Source organism: Nocardia sp. XZ_19_385, from assembly GCF_015355755.1.
GTDB lineage: Bacteria > Actinomycetota > Actinomycetes > Mycobacteriales > Mycobacteriaceae > Nocardia.
In genome coordinates, this window is record NZ_JACVEE010000001.1 from 2660504 (window position 1) to 2673646 (window position 13143).

A 13143-nucleotide genomic window follows, 5' to 3' on the forward strand; every position below is an offset into this window, starting at 1 on the left:
CCATCGTTGCAGAGGCTGGATTCTCGAGGATTTCAGGCTGATTATTCGCAAACGCGCGGATGCGCGAGTGCAGCGGGCCGGGCGGCATTTTCACGCATAGGATTCGCGAACATGAGGCAGCCCAACATCGCTCGTGCCGCCCTGCTTGCCACGGCGGCCATCGCACTGGTCCCGGCCGCGGCGGCGAACGCCGCCACCACGTCGTTTCCGGCGGTGCCCACGCTCGCGCACGGCGGCCTGTGCTGGACCAGCGTCCGCACCTGGGCCGACACCAGCCAGCAATGGCCGGGCCGGGCCATCATCAATATGCGCGCGGATCCGGTCGCGGGCCTCGGACCCGGCAAATATCCCCTCGCGCCCCTGTGTGAAGTGCAGACCACGGTCGCCTGGCGCAACCTGACCACCGGTGCGGCGGGCGCTTACAGCAACCCCGTCGTGGTGGGTATCTACGGCAGCATTCTCTACTCGCTGTTCCAGGACACCGGGCCCGGCCGCATCGAAGTCGTCGTCACCACCGACAGCGCGAGCGTCCCCGCGCACGCGAGTTTCGACGTACCTGCCTGACCCTGGGATCCAGGAGTTCGGTACACATAGATGCGCCAGTACAAAACTGAGCTCGCCACGCCGCAGTACCGAAGGAGCCCTCATGCCTGAGGCAGTTATCGTTTCGACCGCCCGCTCGCCCATCGGCCGCGCCGCCAAGGGCTCGCTGGTCGACATGCGTCCCGACGACCTCACCGTGCAGATCGTGCGCGCAGCGCTGGAGAAGGTTCCGGCTCTCGACCCCACCCAGATCGACGACCTGATCCTCGGCTGCGGCTCGCCCGCCGGCGAGATGGGCTTCAACATCGCGCGCAACGTCGCGGTCATGCTCGGCTACGACACCGTTCCGGGCACCACCGTGCACCGCTACTGTGCGTCGTCGCTGCAGTCCACCCGGATGGCGTTCCACGCGATCAAGGCCGGCGAGGGCGACGCGTTCATCTCCGCGGGTGTGGAGACCGTGTCGCGGTACAAGAACGGTTCCGCCGACAGCTGGCCGAACACCAAGAACCCGCTGTTCGCCGATGCCGAGGCGCGCACCGCGAAATCCGCTGAGGGCGGCGTGGTCTGGCACGACCCGCGCGCGGACGGCCTGCTGCCCGACGCCTACATCGCGATGGGCCAGACCGCCGAGAACGTGGCCACCCTCACCGGCATCACCCGCGAAGACCAGGACCGCTGGGGCGTGCGCTCGCAGAACCGCGCGGAGGAGGCCATCAAGAGCGGCTTCTTCGAGCGCGAGATCACCCCGGTCACGCTGCCCGACGGCACCGTGGTGTCCAAGGACGACGGCCCGCGCGCCGGCGTCACCTACGAGGGCGTCAGCGGCCTGAAGCCGGTGTTCCGTCCCGACGGCACCGTCACCGCCGGTAACTGCTGCGCGCTCAACGACGGCGCGGCCGCGCTGGTCATCATGAGCGACACCAGGGCCAAGGAGCTGGGCCTGACCCCGCTGGCACGCATCGTGTCCACCGGCGTCTCGGGTCTGTCCCCCGAGATCATGGGCCTGGGCCCGATCGAGGCTGTCACACGCGCGCTGGCGCTGGCCGGCAAGAGCGTCGGCGACATCGACCTGTTCGAGATCAACGAGGCCTTCGCGGTGCAGGTGCTCGGCTCGGCGCGTGAGCTGAAGATCGACGAGGACAAGCTGAACGTGTCCGGCGGCGCGATCGCCCTGGGCCACCCGTTCGGTATGACCGGCGCGCGCATCACCGCCACGCTGATCAACAACCTGCAGACCTACGACAAGCAGTTCGGCGTGGAGACCATGTGCGTCGGCGGCGGCCAGGGCATGGCGATGGTCATCGAGCGTTTGAGCTAGTTTTTCGGGCTGACAAGAAAAAGGGCGGCTACCGGTTCTCCGGTAGCCGCCCTTTTTCTGGCCAAAAATCAGTCGTTGTTGAAGTAGCTCAGCAGACGCAGGATCTCCAGGTACAGCCAGACCAGGGTGATGGTGAGGCCGAACGCCACGCTCCAGGCCGCCTTCTCCGGCGCCTGCGCGCGGATCAGGTCATCGGCGGCGTCGAAGTCCAGCAGGAAGCTGAACGCGGCGATCGCGATGCAGATCAGGCTGAAGATGATCGCGACCGGGCCGCCGTCGCGCAGGCCGAAGCCGCCGTCGGTGAAGAAGCTCGCGACCAGGTTGCCCAGCATCAGCACCACGACGCCGATCATCGCGCCGATGATCATGCGGGTGAAGCGCGGGGTGACGCGGATGGCGCCGGTCTTGTAGACGACCAGCATGCCCGCGAAGACACCGAAGGTGCCGAGCACGGCCTGGGCGATCATGCCCGTGCCGCCGACGCTGACGATGTTGGCGAACACGAACGAGATCGCGCCGAGGAACAGGCCCTCGAATGCAGCGTAGGACAGCACGATCGCGGGGTTGTCGGTCTTGTTGCCGAAGATCGCGACCAGCGACAGCACCAGGCCGCCGATCAGGCCGACCAGCATCAGCGGCAAGGCCAGCGAGTTGTTGGTGCTGGTGGCGGACAGGATGTAGGAGACCAGCGCTGTCACCGAAAGCACGCCGAGGACCATCGCCGTCTTGGTGACGATGTCATCGATGGTGATCGAGCGGGTGGTCTGCGCCGGCGGGGCGTAAGGCTGGTACTGACCGGGCTGGCCAGGCTGGTTCGGCGGGTACTGATTGCCGTACGGCTGGCCCATCGGGGCGCCGGGCATACCCTGGCCGAAGTTGGCGTAGCCACCGCCGCCCTGCTGCTTGGGCAGGTTCTTGAAAACCGGATTGCTCGTGGTGCGCACTGCGTCCCTTCTTTCAGTCGTTGCTGCTGTCGCCGCCCGAGCCGTGCGCTCGATCGCCAACTGCCTTGTTCAACGTGTATGCCCCTAGGCAAGTTCCCAGGTGGGGTTTGCCCGAGTTGGACATATCGGACTGGACTCTACCGCTGCTGGGCGTCGTGCAGGCCACGGACCGACCGAGTCACCGTGAACTTCCGGTTGCGCCCGACGACCTCGGTGCGGCCCACCATCTTCTCCACCACGCCGCGATAATTCAGGTGTGAGTTGTACACCGTCCACAGCTCTCCGCCCGGTCGCAGCACCCGGCCGGTTTCGACGAACATCTTGATCGCCGAGCCGGTGTGCACCGCGGCCCCCACGTGGAACGGCGGATTACACAGCACCAGGTCGGCGCTGTTGTCCGCGGCGGAGGACATGGCGTCGTCGCGCACCACGGTGACGCGGTCGTCGACGTGGTTGGCGGCCACCGTCGCCCGCGCCGAGGCCACCGCGGCCGCGGACTGATCGGTGCCGACCACCCGGATCGACGGACGCGCCTTGGCCAGTGCGACGGCGAGAATGCCGGTGCCGCAACCGAGGTCGATGGCGTCGCGGGCGTCCGGCTTCATCAGTTTCAGGTGCTGCAACAGGAATCTGGTCCCGATATCCAGGCGCGCGCCGGAGAACGCGGCGCCGTGGGCGACCACGTCGAGGGCGAGGTCCTCGACGCGCTCGCACATCGGGAACTGCGGCGCGCCCACGGGTTTCGGGCCCGACACCAGCAGGGTGCGCGACTTCTGCCGGCCGCGACTGGCCCGCACGTCGGAAAAGTATTCGGCCAGTACGTCGTTCATGGATTTGGTCAGGTATTTGTCGCGGCCGCCGGCGATCACCGTCACCTCGGGGTCGGCGTAGCGCGCGATGGCGTCGGCGACCTCCGCGAGCCCGGACAGCATCCGCGGCAAGCGCAGCAGGACCACCCGCGCGTCGGCGAGCAGCTTCTCGTTGAGTCCGTGCGCGAGATAGCGATCCGCGAGGCCCAGGGTTCGAGAGTTGTTGGCCAGCGCGAGTTCGCCGGTGTACAGATCCTGATGCACGCGAACGTCGCGCAGATCGTGCGCGGCGATCGCGCCGAGGGTGAGCGCGCCGTAACTGTCACCGATTACAGCAACCTTTCCGCTACCAGCGGTGGCCAGGTGCTCCTCGGCGACATCCAGAATCAGTCGATCAGCGGCATCGACGGCATAGAGGTTCAGCGCCTCCACATCCGGGTAGCGCCGCAGCCGGCTTAGGACATCCTCGACATCTCCCACACGTCAAGTGTGCTAGATCGTTGCCCGAATGTCTCATTCACCCCGGCGAATCGGCCGGAATAGATTTTCGGGCAAATCTGCGAGGTTCGTAACCGCAAGTCTCACAATGCAATTCGACACAACAGCGGGTTGCCGGAAGTGGGTGCGCGACACGAGGATTGCTGGTCCCGGTGAAAGCCGTTTCGCTAAGTAGCATCTGCCCCATGCGTAACACGATGGTGCTGCTGGCGGCGGTCTCCACGGTCCTGTTCACGGGCTGCGACGACCGCGGTTCGGAGGCCGCGGGTGAGCGGGCTGGGATCACGGATACGACCAGCACGTTCATCGACGCGCCCACGCAGGTCCCGCGGGACGCGCTGCCCAAGGAGCAGGCGCCCTCGGCCGAAGCGGGGGTCACGGTGACCGGCGTCCGGATCGGGCGGCAGCCGGGATACGACCGCGTCGTCTACGACCTCGGCGGCCTCGGAACACCGGGCTGGACCGTGCGATACGCCGATCGGGCCGTACAGGACGGCAGCGGCAAGGTCATCGACGTCGCGGGGCAGTCGATCCTGGAGGTGCAGATCACCGGGTCCGCGTATCCGTTCGACAGCGGGGTCGAACCCTATTCGGGGCCCGATCCGGCGACCGACCCGGTCGCACCGGGCATCGCCGGGGTGTACCGGACGGCTGTCTATGAGGGGACCACGCAGTCGTTCATCGGAGTGAACGCCGATCGGCCACCGTTCACGGTCAGCACGCTGAGCAACCCGACACGATTGGTGATAGATATCGCGACGTAGTTAGTGCGCTTTCCTGCTCCTGACAACGCACTTTCTGTCATCCCGAGCGGAGCGAACGGTCGTTACCAGTACTACCTAGGGGTATTTGCGACTGGTCGGCGCGGGTCGCTACACTCGGCGCCGTGGTCGACCAGCATCCGCTGCTTCGAGCGTCCGGGGCCACCCGGATGCTGGCAGTGCTGGCGCTACTCGCGGGGATCGTCGCCATGCACGCGGGCGTCTTCGCGGTGTCCGCCAGCGGCAGTCATCACGCCGCGACCAGCGCGGTGCACAGCGCAGACCACGCCCCGTCGTCCCAGCATGCGCTTGGCTCGGACCACACCGTGGACGGCGGCACCTCGACGCACTTCCCGAAAACAGCTACCGGAACCGGTTGCGGCGGCGCGGATTGCGACTCCGGGCACGCCGGCCCGCACGGCTGCGTATTCATCCTGACAGCGCTCGGGCTGGCGCTGATGCTCGTGCTGCTCTACTACGTCGCCGCCGGTCATCCGAGCGGCCCGCTGACATTGCCGCGGCAGTGGCGAGCCGAGCGGGTACGCCCGCCGCCGTGGACTGTCCTATCCCTGGCCGAATTGTCGATTCTGCGGATCTGATGGGCGCTTCGCCCTTCCCGAATCACCCCCCCAATTCCCCAGGAGTACAAGCATGTTCATCAGTCGTACCCGAATCACCCTGGCCGTCGCGGCAGTCGGCCTGATCGTCGCCGGATGTAGCGACGATTCCGACTCCATGCCCGGCATGGACCACAGCACGTCGTCCAGCGCGGTGGCCACGTCCGCGCCGGGAGCGCGCACCGATTTCAACGACGCGGATGTCGCCTTCCTGCAAGGGATGTACCCGCATCACGCCCAGGCCGTGGAGATGGCGAAGCTGGTGCCGGGCCGCAGCCAGAACCCGCAGTTGCTCGCCTTGGCAACGGCGGTGGAGCAGGCGCAGTCGCCGGAGATGCAGCAGATCAGCACCCTCCTGCAAAGTTTCGGCAAACCGGTGCCGAATGCGGCGGGTGACCATGGCGGGCACGGCGCGACCATGCCCGGCATGATGTCCACCGCACAAATGGACGCGCTGCGCGCCGCCACCGGCACGGCGTTCGACCGGCAGTGGCTGGAGCTGATGATCCAGCACCACAAGGGCGCGATCGCCATGGCCGACACCGAGATCGCGGGCGGCGTCAATCCCGAGTCGGTGGCACTGGCGCGGGCCGTCAACTCCGCGCAGCAGGCCGAAATCGACACGATGAACGGCATGCTCGCCGGACTGCCGAGCTGACGCAGGTCTGACCGGGCCCGTGACCCCCAGGTCACGGGCCCCTTCGGGGTACAGCTGGGTATCGGTTGCCGACCCAGCTCACGGGAACGCCGCCAACCCAGTACCGTCGAAACGTCCGATTCCGACCGCGCAGCGTCATCGGGCCCGAGGGATATCAGAGAGGCGTACACGATGCGACGACTAGAGCGCGCCGGCCTGGCCGCCGCGGCAGCCGCGACCGCTACCGGCATCATCTTCCTCGGCGCATGTTCCAGACAGGTCGAAGGCGCCGCCGAGGCCAACCAGACGGAGCTGGCCTCCTACACCTCCGAGGTGACCGCTTCCTCGATCTCGTCCTCGATCGCGGCGTCGTCGTCCAAGGCGGCCGCGTTGGCCTCGGCCATCGAAACGGCCTGCGACACCTTCGCCGAGGTGACCTCCAAGTCGGTCACCTCGTTCAACGCCTACATCGCCGCGGGTGAAGCCGGCGCTTCCGACGTGGACGCCAAGGCCGCCGACGCGGTGAACACCCTGCGCGCCGGCGCCACCGAGCTGACCGCGACGCTGACCAGTGATTTGCCCCCGCGCATCGCCGATCCGCTGCGCGGCTACCGCGACGAAAGCAATACCGTCGCCGACAATGTGGACCGCAAGGTGGATGTCGACACACTCAACGCCTCAGTCGACAGGTTCAACGCGAGCAAGAACACCGCGCGCGACGCCTGCATGGCCGGATAACCGCTCGCCTCAGGCGATTTCGCGTTCCGCGGCGACTTCGGGCGCATACGGCAGCGGCAGCACCAGCCAGGAGTCCGAGGCCTCGTAGCCGATCGGGTGCGAGGCGTCCGGATCGGCGCCGAGACCTTCCACCCGGGTATCGCCGAGGTGGTCGGTGTAGCGGTAGTGCAGATGCCCGTGCAGCAGCAGCCGGGGCCGCAGGGTGTCGGTCACGCGTTGGATGCGGTCCTGGTTCGGCAGGCATTCGGGGAGGTTCTTGCGGTTCCAATCCGGGTCGGCAGCCCGCGGCTTGTCGTGGGTGAGCAGCACATCCACCGGGTCGGTGTCGGCGAGCAGCGCGTCGCATTCGTCGTCGGTCATCTGCTCTTCTGGGAACCACAGCGTGCCCTCGGTCGCCGGGTGTCGGGCGGAGCCGAACTGTCTGCGCCGCTCGGCTTTTCGTGCCCGCTGCGCTTCGGCGGCCAGTCGCCAGCCCTTGTCCACCGAGTAGGCCCCGCCGAAGGCGGCGAACCGGGTGCCGTCCCAGGTCCATCGCTGTCCGCGCGGTGCGTAGCGAATGTTCTTGCGGCACACCAGGAAGCCCTCGTCGTCCAGCTCGGAGCCATAGCGTTCGTGCAGCAGCGAGGATTTGTCGTGATTGCCGTCCAGGAAATACACCCGGACCTTCTTCTTGCGGGCGACCCGGTCCACCACATCGAAGTAGCGCCGCCCGGCGGCGGTGTGCTCCCAGGCGCCGAAATCGCCGAGCACGAACATTCTTTCGCACTCTTCGCGCACGGCGACCTGCAGCAGGTCGAGGGCATGGCTGGTGTTGCCGTGCAGATCCCCGGTCATCAGAACGCTCCCCATCCGGCAATGATGGCAGGCTCGGAGGCGGGCGGCAGCTGGATTTATCGACGGCCGGGGCGGCGGGATCAGACGCTGGCGTGTGGTTGCACGGATAGCACTGGGCAACTGGGGATTTCAGCGCACATCAGGAGGTCGTCGCAACCTGCCGACAGTGCTGCTTTCAGGGTGTCGCGGACAGTGGTGAGCTCGGCGAGTTTCGCGTCGACTGCTGCGAGCTTTGCCGCGGCGCTGTGTTTCACGCTGGTTCGGCGGCGGGAGGCCAGGAGATCTGCGACCTCCGCCAAGGTGAAGCCGAGGCGCTGGGCTGCTTTGATGGCCCGCAGTGTGGTGAGGGTTTCGCGCGGATACACCCGATGTCCGCCCAGCGAGCGCTGCGGCTTCGGGAGTAGGCCGCGCCGTTCGTAGTACCGCAAGGTCTGGACATTCACACCCGCGGCCGCTGCCACCTGGCCCGTGCGTAATCCGAAGTCGTTCATGATGTTTCCTGTTCTCCGAGCATCGTCGCCACCCTCCGCCGCAGCGCATCGAGCACCTCGATGCGACCGATTGGTACTGCGATGCTCATGATCAGATCCGCGCCGGCTGTACCGAACTCGAAGCTGAAGAACGAACAGCACGCGGTTTCCAGTGCTGCGAGGTCGCGCGCCCGGGACTCACACGCCGGATCGACCACCAATTCCAGCCGGGTGCGCTCCGGCTGCCGCATCCCACGGACCGCCTCGGCGAAGAACCGATCGAACTCCGCGACCCGCATCGGCTGCTCCGCCGTCGGCAGTGTGCAGGCTTCCGAAACCCAGGCGTGCTGTTCCATAACCCCACGGTAAGCCTGTACCTGGGTACCGATTGCAAGGTCGGGTTTCGGGAGCCCGCACCACTCACGCGGCTAGACGGCCGGTGGTCGTGTAAATCCGCAGCGACCACAGGCGAAGGTCTGGCCGGGTGAAGGCCTCGCCCAGAGTGTCGAGATCGCCCGGAGCCAGACCGGCCGCGGTCAGTGGGCCGGGCAGTAGCAGGGTGTGCAGCCGGAACAGGGCACAGCCGGGGCTGCCGCCGGGCCAGATCTCCCCGATGCCCGTGGACCACACGTCGGACAGGCCTGCGGCGTGGAAGACGGCGGGCGTACGCCTGGCCCAGGAGAAGTCGATGCCCGCGAGACCGGCCACGGCATGCATGGCGTCGCCGAATCTGCTGACGGCCGCGGCGGCTTCCACGGTCGGTGCGGTGATGACGAAATCCTCCTGCGGGCCGTCCCAATCCGAGACCACCAGCACGCCGCCCGGCGCCAATGCCGAGGTGAGCTGGCGCAATACGGCTTCGCGCTCGGGCAGGTGCATCAGGACCAGCCGCACGTGGATCAGGTCGAAGGTGCCGGGCGGCGCGTCGACGCGGATATCGTGGCGGCGGATCTCGATGCAGTCGTGCGGTGGGATGTGGTGCGGCTCCAGGTCGGTCGCGAGCACCGACCCGGTCGGGCCGACCGTGGTGGCCAGCCAGTGCGCGATGTTGCCGTTGCCCGCGCCGATATCCCAGCAGCGCCACCCGCTGGTCACACCGGTTTCCCGGAGGACGCCGACGGTGTGGGCGTTGAGGATGTCGCACAGCAGTCGAAACTGCTCCGCGGCCTTTTCATTTGCGTTGTCGAAGACGTACTCACCATGGACCGGAGCGGCGCGCATCAGAACACCCCCGAACGTCGGCGTTTGGTTTCCTAACAATGGGAAACCCCACGGCGCACGAAAACAAGGCCCAAAAGACCCTTCCCAAACGGGATGCGGGGGCGCACGAGCGGCGCGGCATCGGCACCGTGTCACCGTCCATGCCGGTCTGATCAGGGCAGTTGTCCCCAGTCACGGCGGTAGGCGGCCCAATCCTGGGGTGTGGCAGCGAAATCGACGTACAGCGCGACGCCGAAGGTTTGCCGGTGTCGATCGTCGCGGCCCAGGGCCAGGCGGATGCCGCGGATCGCGGCGGGAACGGTTTCCGCGGCGCCGTGGTGGGCGATGTCGTCGGCCCAGAAAGCGGGAGCGCCCATGAGCAAGTCGACTTCGGCGGGGGTGACGGCCAGCGCGAGCGAGGTCTGCTGGGCGACGTAACCGCCGTAGAGGGATTGGGTCGGCATCGCGGTGTCGTAGGACATCACCGCGACCTGGTCGACGCGGCGCGCGACCTCCGCGAAATAGGCTTGGGACCACCACTTTCCGTGGTCGCGCAGGGCGATACCAACCGAGTGCAAGCCCGGTAGCGGGTCGATCTGCGGCGCCGAAACCGACAGCGGCACGTTGCGGCTCTTGGTGACCGCCCGCACCTGTCCAAGGATCGAGAGGAAGTCGCTCGAGCCCGAACGGACCGGCTCCAGATCCAGGTGCACGCCGTCGAATCCGAGGTCGAGCACCTTTCGCGCGGCAGCGGTGATGTTGGCGCGCGTCGCTGGATCGGCCATGTCGAGGTCGTCGAATTCGGGCTCGACGAGCTGGCCGAGCCAGGACTGCACCCGGATTCCGGGCAGGCTGCGGTGCACCGCGTCGGTGAACCAGCGGGCCTGCGGATGGAGGTCGTCCGGCACGCTGCCGTCGCGCGCGAACGGTCCGGTGTGGACGAACAGGTCCTTGATGCCGGTGCCGGACAGCAGTGTCGCCAGGGCGGCGATATCGGCGTCGGTCTTGCGGCCGTCGACCCAGGCATGGCCCAGCCACACCGCGTCGCGGCCTCGGGTTCGCGCGTCCGCCGGTGGGTCGCCCGCGTATTCAAGCCGCAGCGCGACCGCCAGCCCGGCCACCGTGGTGAGCAGCAAGGCGAACACCAGCCCGGCGATCACCCCCGCTCGCCGCCACCGTGACCAACGCCGCCACCGCGCACCGACTGCCCCGAAGAATGCTCGCACCGCACCCGCCCCGAATCTCTCGCCCCGAGTTCGGCGAATCCTCCACCCCGGCAGCTCTCTTGCAGCCTACCGATCGGAGGACCACACAAGATCGATCCACAGCCGTCCACACCCACGATGAGCAGGGACAACGAGACATCCCACGATTGAAGTGGTCGCGTGTACTATTCGGCCGAACCATCTCACTGCGGGAGCTCGGGCACGGCCGGGCTGAGAGGGCGGACCGATCCGTAGCGACTGCTCGCAGATCGCTCGCAAGGGTCAGTTCCGCCGACCGCGCGAACCTGTCCGGGTAATGCCGACGTAGGGAAAGTGCTCGAAGTTATGTCTGTTCCAAACGAAGCGCACGAGGCGCCGCTCACCCTCGACCAGCCCGCACCCCGGGTGCTGTCATTCTGGGATCAGAGCGCGTTCTGGGCGAATCTCGGCGTCAGCCTGTTCGCGTTCTCCGGCGCCTACACGGTGCTCGCCCCGAATACCGAGGGCGCGCTGCAACTGTCCATCGCGGCGGGCATCGTCGCGATGATCATCGGCACCGTGGTCGGCGGGCTGATGCTCGGCCTGGCCGCGGTCCCGGGCTCGCAGACCGGTCAACCGGCCATGGTGCTGCTGCGCGGCCTGTTCGGCGCGAAACTCAGCTACCTGCCGACGATCCTGAACATCGCCCAGCTGATCGGCTGGGGCACCTTCGAGCTGATCGTCATCGGCAGCGCCGCGGAGGAACTGTTCGGCGGCGGGCCGCGCTGGCTGTATGTGGTCGGGGCGGGCGTGATCACCGTGGCCCTGACGATCTGGCCGCTCGGCTCGGTACGGATGCTGCGCCGATTCGTCACCATCGGTGTGGTGATCGCGCTGGCCTGGTTCTACATCCAGTTCTTCCGGGCGGGTATCCCCGATCTGACCGCCAACCCGGGCCCGAAGGGCAGCGGCCCGTTCGGCGTCGACTGGAGTCTGTTCTGGATCGCCACCGACGCGGCGCTGGCCGTCTCGATCTCCTGGATGCCGGTGGCCGCCGACTACACCCGCCATTCCAAGAGCAGCCGGGCGGCGTTCGGCGCGGCCAGCGGGTCCTACGCGCTGACCCAGATCGTCGCCTACATCCTCGGCCTGCTCGCCTTGGCCTTGGCCACCAGCGACAGCGGCACCTACGGTCCGTTCCTGCATGTCACGCTGGGCGCTTTGTTCTTCTTCATTCTGGTGCTCCGCGAAGCCGATCAGTCCTTCGCCAACGTCTACTCCACGGCCATCTCGATCCAGAACCTGTGGCCGCGCATCGACCGGCGGATCCTGACGATCGGGCTCGGTGCGCTGATCACGTTGCTCGCGCTGTGGCTGCAGATGGACGACTACTTCGGATTCCTCGGCCTGATCGGTTCGGTGTTCGTGCCGCTGCTGGGTGTGCTGGTCGCCGATTTCTTCTTGCGCGCCAAGGGTTCCTGGAACACCGCCGAGGACGCGCCGTCGCGCTGGGGCATGGTCTTCGCGTGGCTGGTGGGCCTGTCGGTGTACCAGCTGATCAACCCGGGCGACGCGGGCGCGTGGACCCGGTTCTGGGTGAATGTTCAGGAGGCGCTGGGCTTCACCAAGCAGGCTTGGATGAGCGCGTCGCTGCTGTCGTTCCTGGCGGCGGGCCTGGTGGCCTGGCTGGTCGGCCGCGTTTCGGCGACCCGTTCGCCGCGGTAACTGCCACCATGGTCGGATGGGCGAGATCCGGATCGGCACCTCGGGCTGGCTGTACCCGCCGTGGCGGGGCGTGTTCTATCCCGAGGGCCTGGTGCAACGCCGTGAACTCGCCTATCTGGCAGAGCAGTTCGAAACCGTAGAGATCAACGGTTCGTTCTACGCGCTGCAGAAGCCTGCCAGCTACCAGAAGTGGGCCGAACAGACGCCGGACGACTTCGTATTCGCCGTCAAGGGCAGCCGTTTCATCACCCACATGAAGCGGCTGCGCGACGGCGACACGCTGCTGTCGAACTTCCTCGCCTCCGGGGTTCTCGCGCTAGGCCCGAAACTGGGACCATTCCTGTGGCAGTTGCCGCCGAACTTCGCCTTCGACCCCGCCTTGCTCGCGGATTTCTTTACCCGCCTCCCCCGGAGCACTACCGAGGCAGCGAAGATCGCAAGCCACCACGACCATCGCGTCGACCCGGCCTGGCTCACCACCGATGCCGACCGTCCGATCCGCCACGCCCTCGAAATCCGCCACCCCAGCTTCGTCACACCCGAATTCCCGGCCCTGCTCCGCGAATTCGGCATCGCGCTGGTCGTCGCCGACACTGCGGGCAAATATCCCGCCCTCGAGGAAATCACCACCGATTTCACCTACATCCGCCTGCATGGCCATGAAGAGCTGTATGTCAGCGGCTACACCGACGAAGGGCTCGACATGTGGGCCGGCAAGATTCGCGATTGGGCTCTGCATGGCGATGTCTATGTCTACTTCGACAACGATGCGAAGGTGATGGCGCCGCGAGATGCCCTTGCTTTGAAATCGCGGCTTGCCTACTGAGCGAACACTTTTCGGGTTTGTCGAAGCTCTGAACGC

At 67.0% G+C, this 13143-nt stretch carries 15 protein-coding genes and 1 riboswitch; of the genes, 8 read left to right on the forward strand and 7 right to left on the reverse strand.

Annotated features, from left to right (window positions below; all coding sequences use genetic code 11):
- Positions 1-111: 111 nt before the first annotated feature.
- Positions 112-564, forward strand: coding sequence for a hypothetical protein (locus IBX22_RS12565; RefSeq protein WP_194815441.1), 453 nt, complete (start codon positions 112-114; stop codon positions 562-564).
- A gap of 82 nt (positions 565-646) precedes the next feature.
- On the forward strand, positions 647-1864 hold the full coding sequence (locus IBX22_RS12570) for an acetyl-CoA C-acetyltransferase (RefSeq protein WP_194815442.1): 1218 nt from the start codon (positions 647-649) through the stop codon (positions 1862-1864).
- Positions 1865-1932: 68 nt separating this feature from the next.
- On the opposite strand, the gene IBX22_RS12575 is transcribed toward IBX22_RS12570, so the two are convergent.
- Both IBX22_RS12575 and IBX22_RS12580 read right to left on the reverse strand, forming a co-directional pair.
- Positions 1933-2808, reverse strand: a complete 876-nt coding sequence (locus tag IBX22_RS12575; RefSeq protein ID WP_194815443.1) for a Bax inhibitor-1/YccA family protein — start codon at positions 2806-2808, stop codon at positions 1933-1935.
- Positions 2809-2945: 137 nt separating this feature from the next.
- Positions 2946-4097: a methyltransferase gene (locus tag IBX22_RS12580; protein ID WP_194815444.1), complete on the reverse strand. Its 1152-nt coding sequence runs from the start codon at positions 4095-4097 to the stop codon at positions 2946-2948.
- A 203-nt stretch (positions 4098-4300) separates the two neighbouring features.
- Here IBX22_RS12580 and IBX22_RS12585 point away from each other — a divergent pair, with 203 nt between their 5' ends.
- From IBX22_RS12585 to IBX22_RS12600, 4 genes are all read left to right on the forward strand, one after another.
- Positions 4301-4879 (forward strand): hypothetical protein, encoded by a 579-nt coding sequence (locus IBX22_RS12585; RefSeq protein ID WP_194815445.1) that lies wholly within the window; start codon positions 4301-4303, stop codon positions 4877-4879.
- Between the two features lie 122 nt (positions 4880-5001).
- Positions 5002-5475 (forward strand): DUF6153 family protein, encoded by a 474-nt coding sequence (locus tag IBX22_RS12590; protein WP_309234561.1) that lies wholly within the window; start codon positions 5002-5004, stop codon positions 5473-5475.
- A 52-nt stretch (positions 5476-5527) separates the two neighbouring features.
- Positions 5528-6151, forward strand: coding sequence for a DUF305 domain-containing protein (locus tag IBX22_RS12595; RefSeq protein WP_194815446.1), 624 nt, complete (start codon positions 5528-5530; stop codon positions 6149-6151).
- A 171-nt stretch (positions 6152-6322) separates the two neighbouring features.
- The gene (locus IBX22_RS12600; RefSeq protein WP_194815447.1) at positions 6323-6868 is read left to right on the forward strand and encodes a hypothetical protein; all 546 of its coding nucleotides are present in this window, start codon (positions 6323-6325) and stop codon (positions 6866-6868) included.
- Positions 6869-6877: 9 nt separating this feature from the next.
- Here the strand turns inward: IBX22_RS12600 and IBX22_RS12605 are convergent, their stop codons facing one another.
- The 5 genes from IBX22_RS12605 to IBX22_RS12625 all read right to left on the reverse strand — a co-directional run bounded on the left by IBX22_RS12605 (position 6878) and on the right by IBX22_RS12625 (position 10598).
- Positions 6878-7717 carry a metallophosphoesterase gene (locus tag IBX22_RS12605; protein WP_194815448.1) on the reverse strand — a complete coding sequence of 280 codons (840 nt, stop codon included), beginning with the start codon at positions 7715-7717 and terminating at the stop codon, positions 6878-6880.
- Between the two features lie 65 nt (positions 7718-7782).
- Positions 7783-8193, reverse strand: coding sequence for a MerR family transcriptional regulator (locus IBX22_RS12610; protein WP_194815449.1), 411 nt, complete (start codon positions 8191-8193; stop codon positions 7783-7785).
- Positions 8190-8528 (reverse strand): hypothetical protein, encoded by a 339-nt coding sequence (locus IBX22_RS12615; protein WP_194815450.1) that lies wholly within the window; start codon positions 8526-8528, stop codon positions 8190-8192. The genes IBX22_RS12610 and IBX22_RS12615 overlap by 4 nt, the downstream gene beginning before the upstream one ends.
- Before the next feature lie 64 nt (positions 8529-8592).
- The gene (locus tag IBX22_RS12620) at positions 8593-9393 is read right to left on the reverse strand and encodes a class I SAM-dependent methyltransferase (RefSeq protein WP_194815451.1); all 801 of its coding nucleotides are present in this window, start codon (positions 9391-9393) and stop codon (positions 8593-8595) included.
- A 152-nt stretch (positions 9394-9545) separates the two neighbouring features.
- A complete protein-coding gene (locus tag IBX22_RS12625) occupies positions 9546-10598 on the reverse strand; it encodes a hypothetical protein (protein ID WP_309234562.1) in 1053 nt (350 codons plus the stop codon).
- Positions 10599-10775: 177 nt separating this feature from the next.
- Positions 10776-10926, forward strand: a riboswitch (TPP riboswitch).
- Here IBX22_RS12625 and IBX22_RS12630 point away from each other — a divergent pair.
- Entirely contained in the window at positions 10923-12281 is a 1359-nt protein-coding gene (locus IBX22_RS12630; protein ID WP_194815452.1) for a cytosine permease, read from the forward strand. (Overlaps the previous riboswitch by 4 nt.)
- Before the next feature lie 16 nt (positions 12282-12297).
- The gene (locus IBX22_RS12635) at positions 12298-13107 is read left to right on the forward strand and encodes a DUF72 domain-containing protein (RefSeq protein ID WP_194815453.1); all 810 of its coding nucleotides are present in this window, start codon (positions 12298-12300) and stop codon (positions 13105-13107) included.
- Positions 13108-13143 lie beyond the last annotated feature (36 nt).